The organism is Cyanobium sp. ATX 6A2 (assembly GCF_024346355.1).
GTDB lineage: Bacteria > Cyanobacteriota > Cyanobacteriia > PCC-6307 > Cyanobiaceae > NIES-981.
This window is the reverse complement of the sequence record NZ_JAGQCU010000012.1, coordinates 12,257-37,066: the sequence shown is the minus strand read 5'-3', so window position 1 is coordinate 37,066 and position 24,810 is coordinate 12,257. Positions and strand designations below refer to the sequence as shown.

Here is a 24,810-nt window from a genome sequence, read left to right as displayed (position 1 = left end):
AGGAGGGCCGGCGACTGGCGGGTTTCTAGCCCAGTGCCAGGCCGGGACGCAGGGTGGCGGCCTGCGCGTCGCTGAGCCGCCCGGCGCCGTGCAGCACCCGGGTGATGCGCTCGATGTCGAGCACGGCATGGCAGCGGTAGCCGGCCGCCGCCAGGCGCTCGCGGGCATGGCGGTCGTGGTCGCCGCCGTGGTCGAGGAACACCACCACGTCGTGCACCACCAGGCCGGAGCTCTCCAGCTTGGCGATGCCCTCCAGCACGCTGCCACCGGTGATCAGGATGTCGTCCACCACCACCACCAGATCGCCCTCCTCGAAATCCCCCTCGATCAGCCGCCTGGCGCCATGGGCCTTCACCTCCTTGCGGGGATAGATCAGCGGCTTGTGCAGGAGCAGCGAAAGACCCGTGGCGGTGGGCAGGGAGCCGTAGGGGATGCCGGCGATGCGATCGAAGGCCAGTTCGCCCATGCAGCCCGCGTAGGCATCCAACACCCGGTGGAAGAGGTTGGGATCGGAGATGATCTGGCGCAGATCCACGTAATAGTTGAACACCGCCCCGGAGGCCTGCACGTACTCGCCGAACAGCAGGCAGCCGATGTCGAACAGATCAAGGATCAGCGCCTCCAGCGGATCCGGTGGCGGCGCTCCCGATGTCCCAGCCGGTTCGGCGGGGTTGCCCGCCAGCCAGAGATCGCAGCTGGCGCTTCCCTGCCGGCGCTCCAGCCAGCGATCGCGGATCCCGTTGATCTGCGCCTTCAGCGCCACGGCGCGCTGGGCCATGTCGTCTTCCACCAGCAGGTTCTGAGGCAGGGGCAGCAGCAAACCGTCGCCGGAGCTTGTGAAACCCGCCTGCAGCATGGCCTCGAGCTTTTCCTCCTCACCCCAGAGGCTGCGCAGGATCAGGAAGCGCTCCGGGGCCACCTGCCGCACCCGCGCCAGGATCTGTGGGTCGCTGGTGCCCACCTCCAGCAGCAGCTGCTCCTGGGTGCCCCAGAGCAGGGTTTCGCGCACGATGCGCAGAAACAGGGGGTCGTCCTCGCTGGGAAAGTGCTGGATGACGCGGGCCGTCTGGTTGGAGCTGTGGCAGGTCATCACCACCGCCTTGCCCGGATAGAGCAGGAACGGGGCGGCGATGTCCTGGCCCGGCAGCGGCGAGAGGCTCACCGCGTCGGCGGCCAGCTCCCGGAACAGGTAGTGGGCGAGCGCGGAGGAGGAGTTGAGATCGCCGTGCTTGCTGTCGATGATCAGGGGCAGATCGGGCGGCACCAGCTCGCGCACCTCCAGCAGCAGCTCCAGCCCCACCGGCCCCAGGGCCTGGTAGAAGCCGAGGCTGGGCTTATAGGCGCACACGTGCGGAGCGGTGGCCTCGATCACCGCCTTGATCCAGTGCCGCGCCTGACTGAGAAAGGAGCGGTTGGCCATGCCGCGGCGCGCCGCCCAGCTCTGCAGCATCTCGGGGTTGGGGTCGAGGCCGGTCACCAGCAGCGACTGGCGATCGGCCATGGCCTCGGTGAGCTGGACGAAAAAGCCCATGGCCAAGGGATGCCTGGAGCGTTGTTAGGGCACGGCGCCGGAGCCGGGCGAGGGCCCGACATACCTCGTAATCACGTGCCTGCCGCCGTGGTGGCCAGCCGCCAGGGCAGGGTTTCGCCGGCGTGGAAGGGCACCAGGTCCACGGCGGTGCCGGCGGCGTCGTTGCGGTGCAGCCGCTGGGGCACCGCAACGGGCTGCCGTTCCAGGGTGATCGTGCCGCTGTTGAGCGGCAGGCCGTAGAAGCGCGGGCCATGCTCGCTGGCAAACCCCTCCAGGCGCTCGAGGGCCTGCTCCTGCTCGAACGCCGCCGCGTAGCTCTCGATCGCGAAGGGGGCGTTGAAGATGCCGGCGCAACCGCAGTCCGACTCCTTGGCGCCACGGCCGTGGGGGGCACTGTCGGTGCCGAGGAAGAACTTCGGGTTGCCGGAGGTGGCCGCAGCGCGCAGGGCCAGGCGGTGCAGCTCCCGCTTGGCCACCGGCAGGCAGTAGAAGTCGGGCCGCAGCCCGCCGGCGAACATGGCGTTGCGGTTGATGTGCAGGTGGTGGGGGGTGATGGTGGCCGCCAGGTTGGGCGGGCCGCTGCGCACGAAATCCACGGCGTCGGCGGTGGTGATGTGCTCCAGCACCACCTTCAGGCCGGGGTGGCGCTGCAGCAGCGGCGCCAGCTCCCGCTCGATGAACACCGCCTCGCGATCGAAGATGTCCACGGCTGGATCCACCACCTCCCCGTGGATCAGCAGCGGCATGCCGATCAGCTCCATCACCGCCAGCACCGGCGTGATCGCCTCGATGGCGCTCACCCCCGCCGCCGAGTTTGTGGTGGCGCCGGCGGGATAGAGCTTGCAGGCCACCCACACCTGCTCGGCAAAGCCACGCTCCACCTCAGCCGGCTCGATCGTGTCGGTGAGGTAGGCGGTCATCAGCGGCTGGAAGGGGCAGCCGTCGCTCAGGGCCTCACGGATGCGCCGCCGGTAGGCCGTGGCGGCGGCCACGCTGGTGACCGGCGGTTTCAGGTTGGGCATCACGATCGCCCGGGCAAACTGAGCCGCTGTGGCCCCGGCCACGGCCTGGAGCATGGCCCCATCGCGCAGGTGCACATGCCAGTCGTCGGGTTGGCGCAACGTGAGCCGCCGAGGAAAATCTGGGGCTGTCATCGCCGTGTGTTTGCGGTGTCATCGCCGTGCCGGGGTCTGGCCCCCTGTTGCGCACAGGATCCACCCTGGCAGATGCGGGATCAGCGCCGCCACGTAAGGATTCATGAAGCCAACCGGCCGCAGGTGATCGCCGGCACCGGGGCCCGAGAGGTGGGTTCCTATGGTTGATCTGGACAATCCGCTGAAGGCCCATGGGTGCTGCTGCCAAGCTCACGATCGGGGAACTGGAGGCGAGCTACCCCACCTACTGCAAGGCCCTCCGCCTCTTGATCCGCAATGGCCGCAGTTTTGAAGCCATTCAGCGCACGGTGTGCTGGGAGCGTCTGAGTTTGCTGCAGAAATGTCTGCCCACCCGCTATAAGTCGCCCGATTACCTCTACGTGCTGCTCAAGCGCGAAATCGAGCAGCCGGCCGCCTGAACTCCGCCCGTTGAACCGGCCGGCAGCCGCCGATTCCAACAATCCCGTCACGCCACGGCCCGATCCACTGACATCCGCAGCTGCGGCTGATGGAATGGACGGGCAATCACGGCTGCCCTGCCTCCATGGCCCACCACCAGATCCTGATCGTCGGCGGCGGGGCCGCGGGCATCACCGTGGCAGCGCAGCTCAAGCGGGCGCGCACGGCCCTCGATGTGGCGATCCTGGAGCCTGCCCACGATCACTACTACCAGCCGGGCTGGACACTGGTGGGTGGTGGCGTGTTCAGCCTCGAGGACACCCACCGCGCCGAACGCGACCTGATCCCCTCCGGCGTGCACTGGATCCAGGCAGGGGCCTCCAGCTTTGACCCGGAGCACAACCGCGTCACCACGACCACCGGAGCCACGGTCAGCTACGACCTGCTGATCGTGGCCACTGGCATGAAGCTCTGCTGGGATCGCATCGAGGGGCTGAGCGAGGCCCTGGGCAAGGGCGGCGTGTGCAGCAACTACAGCAAGGAGTTCACGGCCTACACCTGGGAGGCGATCCAGGCCTTCAAGGGCGGTAACGCGGTGTTCACCTGCGCGCCGATGCCGATCAAGTGCCCCGGTGCGCCCCAGAAGATCGCCTACCTGGCCGACGACGTCTTCAAGAAGAAGAAACTCCAGGCCAACGTGATCTACGCCACCGCCACGCCGGGCATCTTCGGGGTTCCCGTCTATGCCGCGCCCCTGCGGGAGGTGGTGAAGCGCAAGGGCATCGACGCCCGCTACAACCATGTGCTCACCGCCGTGCGCGCGGACAAAAAAGAAGCAGTGTTCAAGGTGACGGAGGGGGAGAGCAGCCGTGAGGAGGTGATTCCCTACAACCTCCTGCACGTCACCCCGCCGATGGCGGCACCCGATGTGGTGGCCGAAAGCCCCCTGGCCAATGGCGCCGGCTTCGTGGAGGTGGATCAGTTCTCCCTCCAGCACGTCCGCTTCGCCAACGTGTTCTCCCTCGGCGATGTGAGCGGCATGCCCAACTCCAAAACCGCCGCCGCCGTGCGCGGCCAGGCGCCGGTGCTGGTGGCCAACCTCCTGGCCCTGCTCGACGGCCGGCCCCTGGAGGCGGCCTACGACGGCTACAGCTGCTGCCCGCTGATCACCGGCTACGGCAAAACGATCATGGCCGAGTTCAACTACAAACAGGAGCCGGCGCCGTCGTTCCCGCTCGATCCCACCAAGGAGCGCTGGAGCATGTGGTTCGTGAAGCGCAAGATCCTGCCGGCGCTCTACTGGAACCGCATGCTCACCGGCGCCCAGCATGAGCGCCGCTTCATGCCCGGCGTCAAGTGAGGCGCTGACATCAGGCCAGGCAGTCGGCGTTGAGCAAGGCACACACCTCCAGGATCTGGTGGCTGCGCTGGGGCGCCAGTTCGAGCAGGTGGGCCACCTGCTCGAGGAAGGCCTCCTCCTCTGCGCTCACCTCACGGTCACAGTGAACCAACTGGGCGGCCAGGGCAAAGGCGGTTTCGCGCTGATCAGGTTGCAACTGCGGTGCCGCCTCCCGCACCAGGGCCTGCCAGCCGATGTCACGCAGCCGCAGCAGCAGGCCGGAGAACAGCTCCCCGAAGCTGGGAAGCGGCATGGTGCGGTAGGGAGCGCGCTGCAGAAGCTGCTCGCGGATCAGCTTGGCCTCATCGCCCACGAAGGAGTGGTCCGCCGCCACGGCGGCAACGGTGATGGCGGCAAAGGCCTCGGCCTGATTCATGGGGGCGTGTCAAAGGAGAGGCATGGGTCCCCGGCAGCCCCGCTCAGGCCGCGAGCGCCCGCAGGTGCTGCAGCCGCCGTTCGGTGGACTCCAGCAGCTGCAGAGCGAACATGGGCAGCTGCTCGATGGCGAACAGCATGCCCTCGCGCTGCATCACGATCAGCTTGGTGGGCTCGGTGGCGGTGGCGGTGCCATAGCGCCGGTGGTCGGGCTGCACCAGGGCGCCCTGGCCGAAGCAGCGGCCCGTCCCGAGACACTCCGCTTCCGAGCCATCGCCCCAGGTGAGCCGCACGCTGCCCTCCAGCACCCCATACAGGCAGTCGCCCGGCTCACCGGCCCGGAAGATCACCGCACCGGGCTCGAGCTCGAGGATGGAGCCGTTGCGGCTCAGCATCTGCATGCTGTGGAGGAGCTGCTCATCAGCCGTGGGAGCCGACATAAAACACTGAAGGGAACGCCCCCAGCTTGACCAACCCGGGTTAAGGCAACATCAAGACGCCATGGCCGCCAGGCACTGCCGGGCCATCAGTCCCTCCTCATCGGCCGCCACCCGCAGCAGCACCAGGGGCTGCAGCCAGTCGAGCCGCTCCCGCAGCTCCTCCAGCAGGGCGTCGTCGTGCTCGCCGATGCCGCCAGTGAGGGCGATCACAGTCACACCACCGAGGCTGGCGGCCATGGCGCCGATGCCCTGCAGCAGCCGGTGCCGGAACACGGCAATGGCCAGCAGGGCACCAGCGTGGCCCTGATCCGCCGCGGTCCGCAACTCGCGCATGTCGCCGCTGAGCTCCGAGAGCCCCCTGAGGCCGCTGGCGTGGTTGAGGCCGTGGTCGAGCTCCTCGGCGCTGATCCCCTGGCGCAGCAACTGCAGCAGCAGTCCCGGGTCCACGCTGCCGCTGCGGCTGGCCATCACCAGTCCCTCCAGGGGCGTGAAACCCATGGTGGTGTCGATGCTGCGGGCGGTGCCATCGGCAGCGATGGCGATGGCAGCAAGCGAGCAGCCGGCCCCCAGGTGGCAGCTGATCACCCGCCGGGCCCCGGGGTGGAGCCGGGCCACGGTTTCGGCCACGTGCTGGTGGTTGAGGCCGTGGAAGCCGAAGCGGCGCAGGCCCTGGTCGCGCCAGGCAGCGGGGAGGGCATAGGTGAAGGCCGCGGGGGACAAACTGGCATGAAAGCCGGTGTCGAAGCAGGCCCACTGGGGAATGGCGGCCTCATCCGCCAGCGGATGGGCCGCCAGCCACTGCTGCAGCCAGGCGATCGCCTGCAGGGCCGGGCCGTTGTGCAGCGGCGCCAGGGGCACCAGGGCCTCCAGCTCCCGCAGCACCGCCGGGCTCAGCCGGGTGGGGCGCGTGAAGCTGGCACCGCCATGGACGATGCGGTGAGCCACCAGGGTGGGGGCGGGATCGGCGGCCGCGATCACCGGTGCCAGCCAGTCCTCCAGCAGCGACTCCATGGCCCGGCTGCCGTCGCCGCCGTCCCAGGCCCGCTGCTCCTGCCATAGGCGCCCCCCCGCCCCGTCGCGCAGGGACGCCTTGAGGCTGGAGCTGCCGCTGTTGAGCACCAGCACTGAGGGCGACGGGGTGGCCATGGCGTCCGGGATGGGGCGGTGCTCTGCGATGACCTAAGCGCCGGCGCCGGGGTTGAGGCCATCGGGTGGGCGGATGCAAACCGCAGGCGTGTCCAGGAGCACCGGCATGGCCCCCGGGAGCAGTGGCCCTACATTGCTGGATTGTGCCCATGGCCGGTCAATGACCCCAACCCTGCAATCCCTGCACCCCAACCCTGGATGGACCGCAGCGCCCCCCAGCTGCGACACGGTTGGCAAACACTGCATCCTCGAGCTCTACGACTGCGATCCGGGTCGGCTCGACAACCAGGCTTTCCTCAGGGACACCATCACCGCCGCCGCCCATCAGGCCGGTGCCACCCTGCTCAACCTCATCACCCACCGCTTCCAGCCCCAGGGCGTCACCGGGCTAGCCCTGCTGGCCGAATCCCACATCTCCATCCACACCTGGCCCGAGTCGGGCTATGCCGCCGTGGATGTGTTCACCTGTGGCGATCACACCATGCCCGAGCGCGCATGCGCCGTGCTCGCCGCTGAACTCGGGGCCGGCCGCCACCGGCTCACCAGCTTCCGCCGCGAAACCCCCAGCGCCATCGCCGGCGCCGAACGCACACCGGCGACGTGCCTGTCCGCCCCACCCCTGGCGGCCTGAGGCCAACGGCACCACGTGCTCTGGAACACCGTCGTGGCAGCGAGCTGCTGACCACGATGGGTACAGAGCGCGTCGGTGGTGCCTGAGCTTTGAACACCAGTCCCCTCGCCGCGCCGCCCCTCCCCGATACCGAACTGATCCAACAGCTGCAGGCCCTGCGGGTCTACCTGCTGGCCTTTGAAGCCGACTGCGGCGACTGGCTCACCGCGGTGCAGCCGCAATACCGCGAGAGCGCGCGCAATCTGCTGCACTTCATCGCCTTCCACCGCCACGACCATCCCGGCCTGCAGCGCCAGCTGCGCGAACGGGGCCTGAGTTCCCTGGAGGGCTGTGATGGTCACCTGCTGGCCAGCCTGAACGCGGTGCTCTCCCAGCTGGCAGCTGGGGATCAGCCGCCAGTCGCAGCCGCCTCGCCCAGCCATGGCCTGGCCGTGGAATTGCTCCAACAGCACTGCGAGCAGCTGTTCGGCGAGGAGCCCACGGGCCAGGGCAACGCGATCATGGTCACCTTGCCCGCTGAGGCCGCCCACCACTCCGGCCTGATCCAGGAGCTGGTGGAGGCAGGCATGGGCATCGCCCGGATCAACTGCGCCCACGACAGCATCCCGGTGTGGCAGGCGCTGGTGGCGGCCGTGCACACGGCCGCCAGCACCTCTGGGCGCTCCTGCCGGGTGAGCATGGATCTGGGCGGACCCAAGCTGCGCACCGGCCCGCTGCCGGAGGAGCCCGGGGTGGTGGATGCCCGGCCCCGCCGGGATCGCTACGGCCGCCTGCTGCAACCGGCCCTGATCCTGGCGATGACCCCGGGCCGGGAGCCGGCTGTGCCGGAGGCCGACATCACCCCCCTGCCGGTGGTGAAGCTGCCCGAGGCAGGGGTGGCCCAATCCCTGGCCCCCGGCGACCGCTTCAGCGGCCGCGATGCGTCCGGCCGCGTGCGGGAACTCACGGTGGTGGAGCACCGCGCCGACGGCCTGCTGCTGGGCTGCCGGCAGCACTGCCGGTTCACCGGCGGACTGCGCTTCCGCCGCGAAGGGGGCGGCGCCGAGCTGGAGGTGGCTGCCCTGCCCCCCTGCCCCGGAGAGCTGCTCCTGCGGGTGGGTGACACCCTCGAACTCACCGCCGCTGCGGAGAGCGTGCCGAGCAGCCGCAGCCGGCGAACCATCAGTTGCACCCTGCCGGAGGTTTTCGTTGCGCTCCAGCCTGGGCAGCGGGTGGTGTTCGACGACGGCAAGCTCGGCGGCGTGATCCGCCAGGTGAACGCGCAGGCGGTGACCATCGAGATCAACGAGAGCAAACCCCGCGGCACCCGCCTGCGGGCCGACAAGGGCATCAACTTCCCCGACAGCGACCTGCAGCTGCCGGCACTCACCGCCAAGGACAGGCAGGATCTGGCCTTCGCCACGACCCACGCCCACATCGTCAATTACTCGTTCGTGAGCCAGGGCACCGATGTGGAGGCCCTGCAGCGCGAACTGGAGCAGCTGGGGGCCAGCCGGATGGGGGTGGTGCTGAAGATCGAAACTCACCAGGCCTTTGCCAATCTGCCCCGCCTGCTGCTCACGGCCATGCGCCGGCCCCAGCCGCTGGGGGTGATGATCGCCCGCGGCGATCTGGCGGTGGAATGCGGCTGGGAAGCCCTCGCCGCCATTCAGGAGGAGATCCTGCGCCTCTGCGCCGCCGCCCATGTGCCCTGCATCTGGGCCACCCAGGTGCTGGAGGAGATGGCCCGCCATGGCACCCCCACCCGGGCGGAGATCAGCGACGCGGCCCTGGGGGCGCGGGCCGATGCCCTGATGCTCAACAAGGGGCCGAACATCACCGCCACCGTGCGCGCCCTGCGGCAGATCGCGGCCGGCAGCCTCAGCGGACAGCCGGAGCACCCCAGCCACCGCGACCGGCTGGTGTGCTGCCAGAGCTTCCAGAGAACGTGCGTGGGCAGCGGCCAACCCTGACCAGGCAGGCTGGCCGGGTCCGCAGCAGCCCGCGCGATGACCTCAGCCGGTGGTGTCCTGCTCAATGCCGCCGGCGGTCTGGGTCTGTTCCTGCTCGGGATGGCGCTGATGACCGAGGGGCTGCGCAGCCTCGCCGGCGGCCGGCTGCGCCAGGGGCTGCTGCGGTTCACCCGCTCGCCCTGGAGCGGCGCCTTCAGCGGTGCCCTGACCACGGCCCTGTTGCAGTCGTCGTCGGCCACCACGGTGGCCACGGTGGGGTTCGTGAGTGCCGGCCTGCTGAGCTTCCAGGCCTCCCTGGGAATCATCTTCGGGGCCAACATCGGCAGCACCGGGCTGGGCTGGCTGGTGGCCCTGCTGGGCATCAAGCTCAACCTCAGCCAGCTGATGCTGCCGTTGCTGCTGGTGGGGGCCGCCCTGCGCCTGCTGGGCCGCGGCCGGCAGGCGCAGCTGGGAATCGCGCTGGCGGGATTCGCCCTGCTGTTCACCGGCATCGCGGCCCTGCAGCAGGCCATGGCCGGCCAGGGTCTCTTGCTCGATCCCAGCCGCTTCGATGCCGGCACCCTGATCGGCCGGCTGCAGCTGGTGCTGCTCGGCCTGCTCACCACGGTGATCACCCAGTCGTCGGGGGCGGGGGTGGCCACCACCCTGGCGGCCCTGGGCGCCGGCGCCATCGCCCTGCCCCAGGGCCTGGCCCTGGTGATCGGCATGGATGTGGGCACCACGATCACCGCAATCCTGGCGGCCCTGGGGGGCAGCCTCAGCGCCCGGCGCACCGCCGCGGGCCATGTGGTGTTCAACCTGCTCACCGCCGGCCTGGCCTTCACCGTGCTGCCCCTCTACCTGGGGGCCCTTGAGCAGTGGTGGCCGGCCCTGGGCCGCCATGATCCCGAATTCGCGCTCACCCTGTTTCACACCGGCTTCAACGTCACCGGTGTGCTGCTGGTGCTGCCATTCACCCTGCCCTTCGCCAACCTGATCCGCCGGCTGCTGCCCGCCGACGGAGACCGCACGGTGGATGCCCTCGCGGACACGCCGCCCGAGGACGCGGATACGGCCGTCAGCCAGGCCGAGGCGGCGATCAACCAGACCTTCGTGACCCTGCTCAACCTGCTGCGTGGCGCACTGGCGGAGCGATCCAGCCGCCGCCAGCCCCGGACACTGCACGTGCTGCAGGCCGACCTCGACCGGCTGGAGCTCTATCTCGACCAGATACACCTCGGCGGCCTCAGCGAGCCCCTGGGCCGGCAGCTCGTGCATCTGCTCCATGGCCTCGATCACCTGCAGCGGCTGCATGAACGCTGCGAGGAGGAACCGGAACGGTTGCGCACCGTGGTGGGCAGTGCCTCCCTGGCCGACGAGCGCCAGGCCCTGCAGCACCTGGTGGAACGCCTGATCCCCCTCACCCTGGAGCGCCAGTGGCAACTCTCAGCCGCCGCCACCCAGGGCTGCGCCCGCCGGTTTGCCCAGCGCCTGGATCCCTACCGCGACGAAGTGCTGGCGCGGGTGGCGGCCGGGGATCTGGATGTGGACGGCGGCACTGCGCGCCTGGAGGCGATGCGCTGGCTGCGCCGGGTGAGCGAGCACCTGGAGCGCATCAGCAGTCACCTGGGCCAGCAGGAGTGAAGCAACCCCCGGAACCCTCCCTCAATCCTTCAGCAGCGAGCCCTTGCTGTCCTTGAGCTGCTTCCACATGCGCCGGATCTCGTCGTAGGCCTCCTCCTGGCTGAGCTTGCCGTTGCTCTGCAGGCCCACCAGCAGCCCCACGCGGTCGGCGAAGGTTTCCAGGTTTTGGTGAAACGTCACCCGCTGGGGCGACCAATCCTGAGCCCGGTAGGAGGAATGGGCCTCCAGGGGCGCGCGCACGCTGGGCGCTTCGTCGGGGCGACGGTCACCGGAGGATGACCTGTAGGGGGAAGAGCTCAAGGGCGGGGTGCTGCAGGTGGAAGCCCTGCGCCGAAGTTGGACGTTCATTTCAAAGTAGCTGCGAAGCTGGCTTGCACGCCGCCACACCGCACACCTCAGGGCGGCCGTTGTGGCCTGCGGCACCGACGGGCCGGGCCCCTGCCCCGAGGATGCCGATGGCGCACGCGAGCGGCATGATCTCTTCGAGCCTGGTGTCCGACGTGATGGTTTGCCTGCTGCTGCAGGCCTCCCTTCTGGGCGGCGCCCAGGTGCTCGACCGCTGGATCGTCCCTGAGGCCCCGTGCTGCGTCCGACCCCTGGTGCCCTGACCTCCCGCCGCCTCGAGGAACGGCCGGCCAGCCTGCCCACCGAGCTCTATGTGCATGGCGGTCACCAACCCAGCCGCCTCAGCGCCATGGTGTTTGGCCCCAACGGGGCCGAGCTGTGCACGGTGGCCACAGCCCGCGACCTGCAACGGCTGAAGGCTCTCGGGGCGCCGATCTGGCTGCGGGTGGTGGGCTTGTCCCACCCGGATCAGATCTCCACCCAGCTCGAGGGGCTGGGAATTCCGCCCCTGCTGCTGCCACCCCTGCTGGAGGTGCCCCAGCGGCCACGGGTAGACAGTCTCGATCACGCCCTCCTGGTGGTGTTGCATCGCCTGGCCACGGCCCGCGATCCGGCCCACCTGATCAGTTCCCAGGTGGGCCTGCTGCTGATGCCCAACCTGCTGGTGAGCTTCGAGGAGGCCAACAAGGGGGACTCGTTTGCCGAGATCACCGCCTGGTTGCGCTCCAACGCCAGCGCGGTGGACCAGCGCGATCTCGACGACATCCTGCACTACCTGATCGATGACGTGCTCGATGGCCTGTTTCCGATCCTCGAGCAGATGGCCAACCGGCTCGATGAGCTGGAGGAGGCGGCACTGAGACGGGCCAAACCCAGGCTGCTGACCATGGCCTTCCAACACCGCAGCAACGTGCGCCGGATCCGCCATCAGATCTGGCCGCTGCGCCACCAGATCAGAAAGCTGCTGCGCCAGCGGCAGCAGCTCCTCGGCCCGGAGGCTCTCGCCGGCTTCACCGACATGGCCGAGCAGGTGGAGTTGCTGTTCGAGAACTGCGAGCTGCTGCGCCACCAGTGCGATGGCATCTCCCAGGCCTATGCCGCCACCGTGAGCAACCGCATGAACCAGGTGATGAAGACGCTCACGATCATCACCAGCATCTTCGCTCCACTCACCGTGATCGGCGGCATCTACGGCATGAATTTCGAGCACATGCCCGAACTGCACTGGCGCCACGGCTATGCCTATGCGCTGCTGCTGATGGCGCTGGTGGCGACCCTGCAGGTGTGGCTGCTGCAGCGTCGCGGCTGGTTCCAGGACTGGACGACCCCCCGCTGAGACAACCTTCCCTTAACCGTTGAGGGGCTCTGGGGCCGGGAGAGTGGAGTGATGGCAGCCGCAGCCATGCCGATCCTCAACGGCGATCACGCCCATGGCCTGATCGCCCAGCACTGCCGGGGGCTGGTGGAGCTCCAGGCGGCAGTGCTGGAGAACCGGGATCCAGAACCCCTGCGCCAGATGGATGACCACCTGCGCCAGCTGCTCCACAGCCTGCTGCAGTTCGAGCCGGCCCTGGATCTACCCGAGGGCGTGAACGCCAAACGACTCGCCAAAACCCAGCGGCGACTGGCGATGGTCCGGGATCTCGATCGCCTGCGGGAGCGCCTCGATGTCGCCTTCCTGCCCCAGGCACCGGAGCGGGAGGTGCGCCGGCTCAAGCCGGTGCTGCGACAGCTGAAGCGCGAACGGCAGCTGGCCCACGACCATCTCGGGGAGGCACTGCGCAGTGGTGGCCATCTCGAGCAGCTTGCCCGGCTGCAGGGCTGGCTGCGGGACCCCCGCTACACGGCCCTGGGGGAGGAGCCCCTGCAGGCCTGGCTGCTGGAGTGGGAGGCCGACCCCGCACCGCTGCTGCTGCACCGCGGCTGGTGGGTGGCTGAGCGCAGGGAGGAGCTGGCCGGCCTGCGGGATCTGGGGGTCTGCCTCGAGGACCATGGCGACCGGCTCGACAACCTGCCCCTGGCAGGCGCCAGCGCCCGCCAACGCTGGCGCCAGCAGCTGCGGAGGGGCCGGGATCTGCTGGCTGAGCTCAACGACCTGGAGGTGCTGCGCAAAGCCATCGACGAGCAACTGCGCGATGGCATCGAGCGCACCGTGCCCCAGCTCGACTGGCTGATGGAGCAGCACCACCTGCAGTGCTGGCGGCAGTGGCGGGATCTGGCAGCCACCCTGCTGGCGGCGCCGCAGCGCCGGCGGCGCCCCCTGCTCTGGCTCGCCGAAGGCCAGGAGCGATCCGGCCTGGGGCAGATCCGGGCAGGCCTGATCAACCTGGCCGGCCGCCTGGGCTGATGCACGCCACCCCCTGGCACCGATGTGTTCTGGACGACAGCACCCAGTGATCTGGCCACTCCCCATCTCAGGCAAAGGCCGATACGTTGCGGCGCGACGTCCATTGGACGTTCTTCCCTATCGGTGTGAGGACCCGATGAAACTTCTTAAGCAACTCCTGGTTGCTCCTGCAGCGCTCGGTCTGCTGGCCCCCATGGCCGCCAGCGCTGCTGAGATCAACCTGGATGGCGTCAACCAATACGCCAGTGACGAACAGGTCACCAGCATCTCCCAGTTCCCCGACGTCCAGCCCACGGACTGGGCCTACCAGGCGCTCGCCAACCTGATCGAGCGCTACGGCTGCGTGGCCGGCTACCCCGACGGCACCTTCAAGGGCCAGCGGGCCATGACCCGCTTCGAGGCCGCTGCTCTCCTGAATGCCTGCCTCGATCGCGTCACCGAGGTGACCGACGAGCTCAAGCGCCTGATGGCCGAGTTCGAGCGGGAACTCGCCATCCTCAAGGGCCGCGTCGATGGCCTCGAGGCCAAGGTGGGGGAGCTGGAGGCCAACCAGTTCTCCACCACCACCAAGCTGCGCGGTGAGGCCAGCTTCATCCTGGGCGGCACCCCCGACTTCGAAAGCCCGCTGCGCAACTCCGACGGCACCCGCGCGGCGAAACCGAACGAAGTCACGTTCAACTACGACCTGCGCCTCAGCTTCGACACCAGCTTCACCGGCAAGGACCTGCTGCGCACCCGCCTGCGCTCCGGCAACTTCAGCTCCCTGCCCTTCGGCAGCAGCTCCCAGATCTTCAAGCTCGACAAAGCTGAAAGCACCGACGACAGCGTCGAGATCGATCGCCTCTTCTACCGCTTCCCGGTGGGCGAGAGCTTCAGGGTCACGGTGGGCGCCCTGGTGCGCAACACCGAGATGCTCAGCTTCATCCCCTCCGCCTACAACTCGAGCATCCTCGACTTCTTCCAGCTCGCCGGTGCCTCCGGTACCTACAACAAGGGCACCGGCGCCGGTTTCGGCGTCAGCTGGAGGCAGCAGGTGGAGAAGGGCAACCCCTACGTCACCTTTGATGCCAACTACGTCTCCGAGAACGGCTACGACGACTCCAGCGTGGGCGCCTTCACGGAAGAAAGTGGCATCAACTTCCTCACCCAGCTGGGTGTGAAGTCCAAGAACTGGGGTGCGGCCGTGGCCTATCGCTACGGCTCCGAGGGTTCCAACATCCGGGTTCCCAACTTCAGCCCCCGCACGGTGGGTAGCGGCGGCGACACGAACAGCATTGCCTTCGGTGCCTACTGGCAGCCGATCGATGCGGGCTGGGTGCCTTCGATCAGTGCCGGCTACGGATACAACTGGGGTGACGGCGGCTTCCGCGATTCCCAGTCCTGGATGGCTGGCCTGCAGTGGAGCGACGTGTTCCTGGAGGGCAGCACCGCTGGCTTCGCCGTCGGCATGCCGCCCTTCACCAGCAGTGGCGAAACCGAGTCCTGGCTGTACGAGCTCTTCTACAAGTTCCAGGTCACCGACAACATCTCGATCACCCCGGCGCTGTTCTACGCCAGCGACTACCGCAACAACCGTGGCAACGACACCTGGGGCGGCGTGATCCAGACCACCTTCAAGTTCTGATCTGCCGCTGCGTCGCTGCAGCACCCCACACCTCACACATCTCGCCTCATCCTGGGCCCTCCTCATGGAGGGCCTTTTTCATGGCCGCCACCTGTACACCAGAGCATCGCCACAGGTCAGCAGTCAGAAAACAGCCCAAAGGCGCAGAGTCTTAATCAGGAAAGCACCGGATGTTAATGAGGAGATGGTGATTGCTTAACCTTGCCGCTGCTATAAAAAGCAAGGTAATTCTTGCTCTAATCATGACCTTCGCCAGGAAGGCCACCACCGCCGCCGGCACCATCACAGCTGTGGCCCTGGTTGCCGCCGCCGCCACTCCCCTGCTGGCACAGGCAACGATCAGCGGTGCCGGCGCCACATTTCCTGCCCCCTTCTATCAGCGCGCCTTCGCCGGCGTGGCCAGCAAGGTGCGGGTGAACTACCAATCGGTGGGCTCCGGTGCTGGTGTGCGCCAGTTTGTGGGCGGCAGTGTGGATTTTGGCGCCACCGATGAGCCGATCAAGGCCGCCGAGGCCGCCAAGGTGAAGCGCGGGGTGGTGCAGTTCCCGGCCGTGGGAGGCACCATCGCCATCGCTTTCAACAAATCCGACTGCGCCAAGCTCAACCTCACCCAGAAGCAGGCTGTGGATATCTTCCTGGGCAAGATCACCACCTGGGAGCAGCTCAAATGCGGCAAGGGGAAGATCACAGTGGCCCACCGCTCCGACGGGTCCGGCACCACCTTCGCCTTCACCAATTCTCTGAGCGCCTTCTCACCCGAATGGAAGAGCAGGGTGGGTGAAGGCAAGGCAGTGAAATGGCCCGTGGGCGTGGGCGGCAAGGGCAACGAGGGCGTGGCAGGCGTAATCCAGAACACACCGGGTTCCATCGGCTATCTGAACCAGGCCTACGTGAAGGGCAAGATCAAAGCCGCCGCCCTACAGAACAAAGCCGGCAAGTTTGTGATGCCCACCAAGGAAAGCGGTGCGGCAGCCCTGAACAACATCAAGCTTAATGCCAACCTGGCGGGTGAGGACCCAAACCCCGCAGGTGCCAACAGCTATCCCATCTCCACCCTCACCTGGATTCTGGCCTACCGAAGCGGCAACGGCGCCAAGACCAACTCAATGCGCACAGCGATGAATCACCTGCTGAGCCCCGCGGCTCAGAACCAGGCCGCAAGCCTCGGTTACGTGCCCCTTCAGGGCAACATCCTCAACCAAGCCAAGAAGGCGGTTGAACGCATCGGCTCGTAATCCAGGCTCCCTCACCAACCCACAGCCCTGTCGCAGAGAGGTGCCCCATGGCACCTCTTTTCTCTGTTCTGATCTGAGCAAATAGAGCCCAACTTAACCTGGCCATAAACGGCTCTTAAGGCTCTCGTCGCCTTCATCCAGTAGACATAGGCCGCGGTCAGACAACCCAGAGTTCATGCAACCCATCCGCTTCTCCGCCAAGCCGAAGCAGCCCCGGCGCGTTCGCCGCTCCTCCCTCGCCATCACGGGCGGCGTGGTGTCGCTCTCCCTTCTGGCCACAGCCTGTGGCGGTGGCGGCGGTGAGATCAAATCCCTGCCCACCATCAGTGGCGCGGGTGCCACCTTCCCCGCAGCGGCCTACCAGCGCTGGGGCGCCGACTACTCCGCTGAAACCGGCAACCAGATGAACTACCAGTCGGTGGGCTCCGGCGCCGGTGTGCGCCAGTTCCTGGCCGGCTCGGTGGACTTCGGCGCCACCGACGAAGAACTCAGCGACGAAGATTTCAGCTCAGGTGCAGCTGGCGAACGCGGCGCCGTGCAGATCCCGATGCTGGGCGGCACCGTCCCGGTGGCCTACAACAACCCCGACTGCCCCGACCTCAAGCTCACCCAGGAGCAAGTGGCTGACATCTTCCTGGGCAAGATCAACAACTGGAGCGCCCTGGGCTGTCCAGACAGCCCGATCACCGTGGCCCACCGCAGTGATGGCTCCGGTACCACCTTCGCCTTCACCAACTCCCTGGCCTGCTTCTCCGAGGAGTGGAAGGACAAGGTGGGCGTGGGCAAGGCCGTGAACTGGCCCGTGGGCGTGGGCGGCAAGGGCAACGAGGGCGTGGCCGGCGTGATCGGAAACACCCCCGGTGCCATCGGCTATGTGAACCAGGCCTACGTGAGGGGCAACATCAAGGCGGCCGCTCTCCAGAACAAGGACGGCAACTTCGTGATGGCCGATGAGAAGAGCGGCGCCGCCGCCCTCAACGAGGTGGTGCTCGACGAGCGCCTGGGTGGTGAAGACTGCAACCCCGCCGGGGCGGAAAGCTTCCCGATCGTGGCCTTCACCTGGATCCTGGGCTACAAGAGTGGCCAGGGCGCCGAGACAGCCGAGGCCGTGCGCACCTTCCTCACCTGGGCCCTGCAGGATGGTCCCCAGGCCACCGCCGCTGAGCTGGGCTACGTGCCGATCACGGGTGATCTGCGCAAGCGTGCCCTGGCCGAGATCGAGAAGATCAAGGAGTAAGCGGCTGGCCGCTGGCTGGGGCCACAGCCAGCTGGCTGCACACTGAACGCCAGATCCAAACGCAAGATCCAAGGGGCTGCCAGCAGCCCCTTTTTTTATTCCTTGCAAACGGTCAACCATGGCCTGCCCTTAACCAACAAAAAACCTTGATCAATCAGGCTTGGTTCGCGTGATCTTTCCCCCATGGCTCGCCACCGCCAGTGTTCCGCCCTCCTGCTCACCGCCTCCCTGGCCCTGCTGAGCGGCTGTGGCGATCGCGTTGCCGACAGCACCGATTCAGGCGGTAGCGCCAGCCTCACCATCAGCGGCTCCAGCACGGTGTTCCCGGTGATCGAGAAGGCCATCGAGGGCTTTGCCAAAACCGAACGCGGCCGAGACGTGCGTGTGAAGCTCTCCGAGGTGGGAACCACGGGCGGCATGCGCGAGTTCTGCCAGGGCGCCATCCCGATCGCCAACGCCTCCCGGCCGATCAGCAGCGCCGAGCTCAAGGCCTGCGCCGACAAGGGCATCACCTTCATCGAACTGCCCCTGGCCTTCGATGCCCTCACCGTGGTGGTGAACGGCAACAACGACTGGGCTTCCGCCATCACCACCAAGGAACTCTCGCGCACCTGGTCGAAGGAGGCCGAGGGCAAGATCAAGAATTGGCAGCAGATCAACATCGACTGGCCCGATCGGCCCCTGCGCCTCTGCGGCCCCGGTACCGATTCCGGCACCTTCGACTACTTCAACGAAGCCATCAATGGCGACAAGGCCAACTCCCGCAGCGATTTCGAGGGCAGCGAAGACGACAACGTGATCGTGGAGTGTGTGGGCAGTGACCCCAATGCCATGGGCTATTTCGGCTTTGCCTACTACCAGGCCAATCAGGATCGGCTCAATGCCCTGGCGATCGCCGGCGCCGACGGCATCGCCGTGGCCCCTTCGGTGGAATCAGCCCAGGACGGCAGCTACAAACCCCTGTCGCGGCCCCTGTTCATGTATGTGAACGACAAGCAGATGCGGGAAGACGACACCATTCGCAGCTTCGTGGGCTTCACCGTGGGCAATGGTCTGCGCTTTGTGGAGGAGGCCGGCTACATCCCCCTGCCGGCGGACACCTACCGGCTGGTGGAAACCAAGCTCTACCGCCACATCCTCGGCACCTCCTTCGGCGGTGATCTGCCGATCGGCCTCACCATCGGTGAAGCCCTGCGCAAGAGCTTCGATGAAACCCGCAAAGAGGGCTATCGCTAAGCCGGCTGCAGCTGCCGCGGTGGCGTGGGCAGCCGCCTGCCGGCGAGGAAGGCCAGGATCACCAGAAGACAGGAGGCCCAAAGACAGGCCTGCAGCCCGCCCACCAGGAACAGAGCCCCGGACAGCAGGGTGCCCAACAGACGGCCGGCGGCATTGGCCATGTAGTAGAACCCCACATTCAGGCTCACATCGTCGGCTTCGGTGTAGGCGAGAATCATGTAGCTGTGAATCGAGGAATTCATGGCAAACACCACCCCGAACACCATCAGCCCCACCACCACGGCGATGCCGGGGTTGCCCGCCTCACGCCACAGGCTGATGGCGATCAGCGCCGGAATCGCCGTGAGCACGGCCGCCCAGAACTGCACGGCCGGCGGACCGGGCGGCCGATCGCTGCCCCAGGCCCGGCGCAGGCTCGGGGCTGAACCCTGGATGATCCCGTAGCCGATCACCCACAGGCCCATGAAACCGCCCACCTTCCAGAAGTCCCAGCCGAGGCTCGCCTGCAGAAACACCGGCAGGGCCACCACGAACCACACATCGCGGGCGCCAAACAGGAAGAAACGGGCCAGCGACAGCACATTGATGCCCTCGCTCTTGGACAGCAGGGACTTGAAGGCGGGTTTGCTCTTCATCTTGCCGATGTCTCGCGGCAGCAGCAGGGTGACCAGAAAGGCCACCGCCAGCCAGCCAGCCAGCACCACCACGCCCGCGTTGAAGCCCACGGTGGTGAGCAGAACACCGCCCACAAAAAAGCCCAGGCCCTTGAGGGCGTTTTTGGCGCCGGTGAGGATGGCCACCCAGCGAAACAGTTGCCCCTCGCCGCGGCTGTGATCGTCGGGTGTTTCGGGCACCACCACGCGAATGGCGCTCTTGGCGCTCATCTTCTCGAGATCCTTGGCGATGCCGCTGAGGGCCTGGGCCGCCATCACCCAGACCACCGAGAGCAGCCTGGGCCAGGTGTCCGCCACCGGCACCAGCAGCAACAGGGCCACGATCTGCAGCAGCGTGCCGATCCAGAGTGTGAGTTTGAGGCCGAAACGGGCCCCAAGCCAGCCGCCATACAGATTGGTGAGAATGCCGAAAAATTCGTAAAAGATAAACAGGAAGGCCACCTCCAGTGTGGTGAACCCCAGCTGCAGAAAGTGGAACACCACCAGCATGCGCAGGGCCCCATCGGTGATGGTGAACGCCCAGTTGTTGGCCGTGATGATGCTGTACTGCTGAACCGGTGTGAGCGTGCGCATCAGCGGGCCTCCTGGCTGATCACGTGGCAGGCCAGATCGGCCATGCGGCAGCTGTAGCCCCACTCGTTGTCGTACCAGGCGAACACCTTGAGCTGGGTGCCGTTCACCACCAAGGTGGAGAGGGCATCCACGATCGAGCTGCGGCTGTCGTTGAGGAAATCGCTCGACACCAGCGGCCGGGTTTCGTAGCCGAGGATGCCCTGCAGGGGGCCATTGGCGGCGGCCTCGAAGGCGGCGTTCACCTCCTCGGCGTTCACACTGCGCTCCAGTTCGAACACCGCATCGGTGATCGAGGCATTGAGCAGCGGCACGCGAATGGCGTGGCCGTTGAGGCGACCCTGCAGATCGGGAAAGATCAGGCCGATCGCCTTCGCCGAGCCGGTGGTGGTGGGGATCAGGTTCTGCAGGCAGGAGCGGGCGCGGCGCAGATCGCTCTTGAAACTGTCGATCACCACCTGGGTGTTGGTGACATCGTGCAGGGTGGTGATCGAGCCGTGGCGGATGCCGAAGCTCTCGTGCACCACCTTCACCACCGGCGCCAGGCAGTTGGTGGTGCAGGAGGCGGCGGTGAGCAGGCGATGCCGCTCTGGCTTGTAGGCGTCAAGGTTGATGCCATACACGATGTTGGGGATCTCCACGCCGTCGAGATCCCCCTTCACCGGGCAGGCCACGATCACCCTGTTGATGTCGCCCTCGTAGAAGTAGGCGGCGAGGGCGTCGGGTGTCTTCACCTTGCCGCTGCACTCCAGCACCAGCTGCACGCCGGCGTCCTTCCAGGGCACCACCGCCGGATGGCTGAGCTGGGAGTAGCCCACGTCGGTGCCCTCCACGGCGAAGCCGGCGGACTGGGCCGTCACCGGGCGCTGCCAGCGGCCGTGCACCGAGTCGAACTCCAGCAGGTGGGCCGCGGTGGCGGCATCACCGCCGCAGTCGTTCACGTGCACCAGCTCGATGCCGGGGCGGTCCCACAGAGCCCGGAACACCAGGCGGCCGATGCGGCCGAAGCCGTTGATGCCGATGCGCACAACCCAAGAGCGATTGGCGGTACTCTCACATCAACTGTGCTTGATGGGTTTTATGAACGGGTTAAGAGATGCCCCGGCAGCAGCCGCCACCGCCCTGGGCACTGCTCCCGCCCTGGGCACCGAGCAGGCGCGGCCGATGCTCAAGGCCCTCGCCGATCCCTGCCGGCTGCAGGTGCTCGAGGCCCTGGCCGGCGGCGAGCGCTGCGTGTGCGATCTCACCGGTGAGCTGGGCCTGGCCCAGTCGCGGCTGTCGTTTCACCTGCGGGTGCTGCGCGATGCCGGGCTGCTGAGCGATCGCCAGAGCGGCCGCTGGGTGTACTACAGCCTGCGGCCAGAAGCCCTCGAGGCCCTGCAGAGCTGGTTGGCGGCCCTGGCCCGCCAGTGCACCGCTCCCGCCACCCCCTGCTGCGACTGAGATGGGAATTTTTGAACGCTTTCTGAGTCTCTGGGTGGCGTTGGCGATCGCCGCCGGCATCGCCATGGGCCAGTCCTTCCCGGGTCTGTTCACCGTGCTGGGTGGGATCCAGATCGCCCAGATCAACCTGGTGATCGCGGTGCTGATCTGGTTGATGATCTACCCGATGATGCTGGCGGTTGACTTCGGCGCCGTGCGCCGCATCCGCCGCAATCCCCAGCCGCTGCTGGTGACGGTGGGGATGAACTGGCTGGTGAAGCCCTTCACCATGGCCCTGCTGGCCTGGTGGTTCATCCGCGGCCTCTACGGCGCCTGGATCCCCGCCGAACTGGGCGACGAGCTGATCGCCGGCATGATCCTGCTGGGGGTAGCCCCCTGCACGGCCATGGTGTTTGTGTGGAGCCAGCTCTGCCGCGGCAATGCCACCTACACCCTGGTGCAGGTGGCGGTGAATAATCTGATCATGGTGGTGGCCTTTGCCCCCATCGCCGCCCTGCTGCTGGGGGTGAGCCAGGTGGTGGTGCCCTGGGACACCCTGCAGCTCTCGGTTGGGCTGTTCGTGGTAATCCCCCTGGTCGCGGGCTGGCTCACCCGCCGCTTTCTGGCCAGCGAGCGGGCGATCGAGCACCTGGAGCGGGTGCTCAAGCCCTGGACGATTGTGGGTCTGCTGGGCACGGTGGTGCTGCTGTTCGGCTTCCAGGCCGGCCGGATCGCCGAGAACCCTGCCCTGATCGTGCTGGTGGCGATCCCGCTGATCCTGCAGACGGTGCTGATCTTCCTGCTCACCGCCCTGGGCATGCGCGCCTGCCACCAGCAGCACGACGTGGCCGCCCCCGGTGCCCTGATCGGCGCCTCCAACTTCTTCGAGCTGGCCGTGGCGGTGGCCATCAGCCTGTTCGGCGTGCGCTCCGGCGCCGCCCTGGCCACGGTGGTGGGGGTGCTGGTGGAGGTGCCGGTGATGCTGGCTCTGGTGGCCGTGGCCAACCGCAGCCGCTGGCTGTTTCCCTACCGGGGAACCACGGGCTGATCGCAGCCGATCCCCGTGGCCGGCTCCAGCTGCAGAGTGGCGTGATCCACCCCCAGATCCCGCAGCTGCTGCTGGGCCTGGCGCAGCAGGTGGGCGTCGTTCACCGCCGCCGGATCGCGGCAGAGGTGGGCGGTGAGGGCCACCCGAGAAGTGCTCACACTCCACACATGCAGGTGATGGACGTCGCACACCCCCTCGATCGCCCGCAGAGAGCGTTCCACGGCCTCGAGATCCACCGTGCTGGGCACCGCATCGAGGGAGCCCGCCACCGCTTCGCGCAGCACCCGCAAGCCGCTCAGCACCACCAGGCCGCCCACGCCGATGGCCACGATCGCGTCGAGGGGGGTCCAGCCGGTGATGGCGATCAGGAGGGTGCTCAGCAGCACGGTGGCGGAGAGGGCCGCATCGCTGAGCAGATGCATCACCGCCGCGCGGCGATTGAGGTCGTGGTGATGGCCCCCACCGAACAGGCGGGCCGAGCCCAGGTTCACCACCAGCCCGGCCAGGGCGGCCAGGGCCACCGGGGTGGTGCCCAGGGCCACGGGCCGCCCCAGGCGTTGAACGCCCTCCAGCACCACGATTGCGCCGGCCCCCATCACCAGGGCGGCGTTGGCCAGGGCGGCGAACTGGGTGCTGCGGCCGAAGCCGTAGGTGAAGCGCCGGCTGGGGGGCCGCCGGGCCAGCCCCTCGGCACCCCAGGCCAGCAGCAGGCCGGCCACATCGCCCAGGTTGTGCAGGGCATCGCCGAACAGGGCCAGAGATCCGAAGCCGAAGCCGATCACGAGCTGCAGGGTTACCAGGGCGCCATTGAGCAGCACGCTCAGGCAGAAGGCGGCGGGGTGGGGGCGTGGCTCAGCCAACGCGCAGCGCTCCAGCCACGGCGTCGATGGCCCGGGGCGAGACGCGGTAGTAAACGCTCATGCCCCGACGCTCCTTGGTGAGAAACCCGCAGCGCTGAAGCTTCTTGAGGTGATGGCTCACGGTGGGCTCTGACAGCTGCACCAGGGGCGCCAGGTTGCAGGTGCAGTCCTCCTGGCTGGGGCAGACCAGCAGGTGATCCAGCAGCTTCAGCCGCACGGGATCGGCCAGGGCCTTGAGCCGCAGGGCCAGCCCGTGGGCGGCGTCTGGGTCCATGGGAACAGAGCGGCCCAGCACCGGGGAAGCCAGACCGGGAAGGAACTCGGTGGACACCATGAGGCCATCCTGGCACCACCTTGACAATCGTCAAAGAGGTGGGCCAGGCCACTTCGTTGATCACTATCGAATCACTCACCCGGCCCAGCTGCCCGAATCCCCCGCACCGCCCCGAGCGCCGAGGTGAGAGACATCCCCGACACGATGGAGATCGACGGGGGGGGGGGGATGATGAAAACCCCGGCCCTGTCCCCGCTGCTGGCGGGCCCCGCCCTCTCCCTGCCCAACCTGCTGGTGATCCGCTCGGTGATGGCCACCCTCTCCGGCCTGATCTACGGCAACTTCGCCACCGCCGGATTCAGCTGCCCCCCGGGCGAACAACACCAGCGCCGCCTGGAATTTCAGGTGGACACGAGCAGCCCCTCGCGCGCGAAGGTGGTGTCAGGAAAAATGTCGCGACAACGCTGCTCAGCGCCCCTGAGATACTCGTCATCATGATCTGGATCATGATGTGTAACGATCAGCTGCTTAACGTTGGCCCTGATGGCCACTTCGGCCGCCTGCTCGTAGCTGCTGTGACCCCAACCCTTCTTCGTCGCAAGTTGCTCGTTGGAATACTGGCCGTCATGGATGAGCAGGTCAGCCCCTTGCGCAAGGCTCACAATGTTTTCGTCAATGCTCTCGCCATGCTCAATGTCAGTTGAAAAAACCAGAGATCGCCCCGCTCGTTCATAGCGATAGCTGTAGGCGCCACCTGGATGGTTATGCCTGACGGCCGTCACATGCACAGGCACTTGGTCTGGAGGGATAAAGGTCTGAGTGGAATTTTCGATCAGGAGAAACTCGAATCGAGCGCCCATCTCACCCATGGCAACGGGGAAATAGGTTTCCTGCATCTGGGTTGCGAATATATCCTGCAAGCACTTTAGTCTTCTATCTCCTCCTTTTGCTAGCAAGTTAATAGTCATGTCGGGGTCATATGCGGGAGCAAAGAACGGAAATCCCTGGATATGATCCCAATGGAAATGAGTGAACGCAATGAAGATGTCTTTCTGATCGCTCCCCTTGGCCAGGAAATCAGCCCCAAGCTGACGAATACCTGTTCCAGCATCGATCACTCCAATCCGCTGCGTTCCCGGGGCAATGATCATTAGACAGGTGGTATTTCCGCCAAATTCGCTATACTTGATGCCCGATACGGAGATCGATCCTCGAACCCCATAGAACTTCACCTCCATGGCCGCATCCAGCTGCCCGTCTCACCCTGTGGGTTCATTCCAATTCTTCT

The 24,810-nt window shown here is 67.1% G+C and carries 25 protein-coding genes; 14 read left to right on the top strand and 11 right to left on the bottom strand.

All coding sequences use genetic code 11. From position 1 onward, the window contains the following. Positions 1 to 25: 25 nt before the first annotated feature. Positions 26 to 1,531, bottom strand: a complete 1,506-nt coding sequence (locus tag KBY96_RS11265) for a bifunctional orotidine-5'-phosphate decarboxylase/orotate phosphoribosyltransferase (protein ID WP_254979481.1) — start codon at positions 1,529 to 1,531, stop codon at positions 26 to 28. A 71-nt stretch (positions 1,532 to 1,602) separates the two neighbouring features. After that, positions 1,603 to 2,685, bottom strand: coding sequence for a dihydroorotase (gene pyrC, locus KBY96_RS11260; RefSeq protein WP_254979480.1), 1,083 nt, complete (start codon positions 2,683 to 2,685; stop codon positions 1,603 to 1,605). 191 nt (positions 2,686 to 2,876) lie between these two features. On the opposite strand from pyrC, the gene KBY96_RS11255 reads away from it, so the two are divergent. Together KBY96_RS11255 and KBY96_RS11250 are read left to right on the top strand one after the other, a co-directional pair. Next, complete coding sequence (locus KBY96_RS11255) at positions 2,877 to 3,104, top strand: DUF3136 domain-containing protein (protein ID WP_254979479.1); 228 nt, start codon at positions 2,877 to 2,879, stop codon at positions 3,102 to 3,104. Between the two features lie 125 nt (positions 3,105 to 3,229). Further along, positions 3,230 to 4,444 (top strand): FAD/NAD(P)-binding oxidoreductase, encoded by a 1,215-nt coding sequence (locus KBY96_RS11250; RefSeq protein ID WP_254979478.1) that lies wholly within the window; start codon positions 3,230 to 3,232, stop codon positions 4,442 to 4,444. A 10-nt stretch (positions 4,445 to 4,454) separates the two neighbouring features. On the opposite strand, the gene KBY96_RS11245 is transcribed toward KBY96_RS11250, so the two are convergent. The 3 genes from KBY96_RS11245 to KBY96_RS11235 are packed head-to-tail and all read right to left on the bottom strand — an operon-like array spanning position 4,455 to position 6,444. Further along, positions 4,455 to 4,859 (bottom strand): tellurite resistance TerB family protein, encoded by a 405-nt coding sequence (locus KBY96_RS11245; RefSeq protein ID WP_254979477.1) that lies wholly within the window; start codon positions 4,857 to 4,859, stop codon positions 4,455 to 4,457. Between the two features lie 43 nt (positions 4,860 to 4,902). Next, positions 4,903 to 5,298, bottom strand: a complete 396-nt coding sequence (locus KBY96_RS11240) for a Crp/Fnr family transcriptional regulator (protein ID WP_254979476.1) — start codon at positions 5,296 to 5,298, stop codon at positions 4,903 to 4,905. Between the two features lie 51 nt (positions 5,299 to 5,349). Next, positions 5,350 to 6,444: an acetate/propionate family kinase gene (locus KBY96_RS11235; protein WP_254979475.1), complete on the bottom strand. Its 1,095-nt coding sequence runs from the start codon at positions 6,442 to 6,444 to the stop codon at positions 5,350 to 5,352. Positions 6,445 to 6,604: 160 nt separating this feature from the next. Between KBY96_RS11235 and speD the strand changes: the two genes are divergently transcribed. The 3 genes from speD to KBY96_RS11220 all read left to right on the top strand — a co-directional run bounded on the left by speD (position 6,605) and on the right by KBY96_RS11220 (position 10,650). Next, positions 6,605 to 7,075 carry an adenosylmethionine decarboxylase gene (gene speD, locus KBY96_RS11230; RefSeq protein ID WP_254979474.1) on the top strand — a complete coding sequence of 157 codons (471 nt, stop codon included), beginning with the start codon at positions 6,605 to 6,607 and terminating at the stop codon, positions 7,073 to 7,075. An 89-nt stretch (positions 7,076 to 7,164) separates the two neighbouring features. Then, entirely contained in the window at positions 7,165 to 9,027 is a 1,863-nt protein-coding gene (locus KBY96_RS11225) for a pyruvate kinase (RefSeq protein WP_254979472.1), read from the top strand. 36 nt (positions 9,028 to 9,063) lie between these two features. Further along, entirely contained in the window at positions 9,064 to 10,650 is a 1,587-nt protein-coding gene (locus tag KBY96_RS11220) for a Na/Pi cotransporter family protein (RefSeq protein ID WP_254979470.1), read from the top strand. Positions 10,651 to 10,671: 21 nt separating this feature from the next. Here the strand turns inward: KBY96_RS11220 and KBY96_RS11215 are convergent, their stop codons facing one another. After that, positions 10,672 to 10,950, bottom strand: coding sequence for a hypothetical protein (locus KBY96_RS11215; RefSeq protein WP_315859493.1), 279 nt, complete (start codon positions 10,948 to 10,950; stop codon positions 10,672 to 10,674). Positions 10,951 to 11,123: 173 nt separating this feature from the next. Between KBY96_RS11215 and KBY96_RS11210 the strand changes: the two genes are divergently transcribed. From KBY96_RS11210 to KBY96_RS11180, 7 genes are all read left to right on the top strand, one after another. Further along, on the top strand, positions 11,124 to 11,258 hold the full coding sequence (locus KBY96_RS11210; protein WP_254979469.1) for a hypothetical protein: 135 nt from the start codon (positions 11,124 to 11,126) through the stop codon (positions 11,256 to 11,258). Then, positions 11,231 to 12,331 (top strand): magnesium/cobalt transporter CorA, encoded by a 1,101-nt coding sequence (gene corA, locus KBY96_RS11205; RefSeq protein ID WP_254979468.1) that lies wholly within the window; start codon positions 11,231 to 11,233, stop codon positions 12,329 to 12,331. Before KBY96_RS11210 ends, corA begins: the two co-directional genes overlap by 28 nt. Before the next feature lie 51 nt (positions 12,332 to 12,382). Beyond that, a complete protein-coding gene (locus tag KBY96_RS11200) occupies positions 12,383 to 13,342 on the top strand; it encodes a CHAD domain-containing protein (protein ID WP_254979467.1) in 960 nt (319 codons plus the stop codon). 136 nt (positions 13,343 to 13,478) lie between these two features. After that, positions 13,479 to 14,966 carry an iron uptake porin gene (locus KBY96_RS11195; protein ID WP_254979466.1) on the top strand — a complete coding sequence of 496 codons (1,488 nt, stop codon included), beginning with the start codon at positions 13,479 to 13,481 and terminating at the stop codon, positions 14,964 to 14,966. Positions 14,967 to 15,208: 242 nt separating this feature from the next. Further along, entirely contained in the window at positions 15,209 to 16,201 is a 993-nt protein-coding gene (gene pstS, locus KBY96_RS11190) for a phosphate ABC transporter substrate-binding protein PstS (protein WP_254979465.1), read from the top strand. 175 nt (positions 16,202 to 16,376) lie between these two features. Next, positions 16,377 to 17,438 carry a phosphate ABC transporter substrate-binding protein PstS gene (pstS, locus tag KBY96_RS11185; RefSeq protein WP_254979464.1) on the top strand — a complete coding sequence of 354 codons (1,062 nt, stop codon included), beginning with the start codon at positions 16,377 to 16,379 and terminating at the stop codon, positions 17,436 to 17,438. 183 nt (positions 17,439 to 17,621) lie between these two features. Then, entirely contained in the window at positions 17,622 to 18,674 is a 1,053-nt protein-coding gene (locus tag KBY96_RS11180; RefSeq protein WP_254979463.1) for a PstS family phosphate ABC transporter substrate-binding protein, read from the top strand. Here KBY96_RS11180 and arsJ read toward each other — a convergent pair. Beyond that, positions 18,671 to 19,921 carry an organoarsenical effux MFS transporter ArsJ gene (arsJ, locus tag KBY96_RS11175; protein WP_254979462.1) on the bottom strand — a complete coding sequence of 417 codons (1,251 nt, stop codon included), beginning with the start codon at positions 19,919 to 19,921 and terminating at the stop codon, positions 18,671 to 18,673. The genes KBY96_RS11180 and arsJ overlap by 4 nt on opposite strands. Next, entirely contained in the window at positions 19,921 to 20,946 is a 1,026-nt protein-coding gene (locus KBY96_RS11170) for an ArsJ-associated glyceraldehyde-3-phosphate dehydrogenase (protein WP_254979461.1), read from the bottom strand. The genes arsJ and KBY96_RS11170 overlap by 1 nt, the downstream gene beginning before the upstream one ends. A gap of 52 nt (positions 20,947 to 20,998) precedes the next feature. Between KBY96_RS11170 and KBY96_RS11165 the strand changes: the two genes are divergently transcribed. Beyond that, positions 20,999 to 21,361, top strand: coding sequence for an ArsR/SmtB family transcription factor (locus KBY96_RS11165; RefSeq protein ID WP_396122316.1), 363 nt, complete (start codon positions 20,999 to 21,001; stop codon positions 21,359 to 21,361). 1 nt (position 21,362) lies between these two features. Beyond that, the gene (gene arsB, locus KBY96_RS11160) at positions 21,363 to 22,388 is read left to right on the top strand and encodes an ACR3 family arsenite efflux transporter (RefSeq protein ID WP_254979460.1); all 1,026 of its coding nucleotides are present in this window, start codon (positions 21,363 to 21,365) and stop codon (positions 22,386 to 22,388) included. Here arsB and KBY96_RS11155 read toward each other — a convergent pair. The 3 genes from KBY96_RS11155 to KBY96_RS11145 all read right to left on the bottom strand — a co-directional run bounded on the left by KBY96_RS11155 (position 22,367) and on the right by KBY96_RS11145 (position 24,760). After that, entirely contained in the window at positions 22,367 to 23,248 is an 882-nt protein-coding gene (locus KBY96_RS11155) for a cation diffusion facilitator family transporter (protein WP_254979459.1), read from the bottom strand. The genes arsB and KBY96_RS11155 overlap by 22 nt on opposite strands. Next, the gene (locus KBY96_RS11150; protein ID WP_254979458.1) at positions 23,241 to 23,582 is read right to left on the bottom strand and encodes a metalloregulator ArsR/SmtB family transcription factor; all 342 of its coding nucleotides are present in this window, start codon (positions 23,580 to 23,582) and stop codon (positions 23,241 to 23,243) included. The genes KBY96_RS11155 and KBY96_RS11150 overlap by 8 nt, the downstream gene beginning before the upstream one ends. Positions 23,583 to 23,923: 341 nt before the next feature. Beyond that, positions 23,924 to 24,760: an MBL fold metallo-hydrolase gene (locus KBY96_RS11145; protein ID WP_254979457.1), complete on the bottom strand. Its 837-nt coding sequence runs from the start codon at positions 24,758 to 24,760 to the stop codon at positions 23,924 to 23,926. Positions 24,761 to 24,810 lie beyond the last annotated feature (50 nt).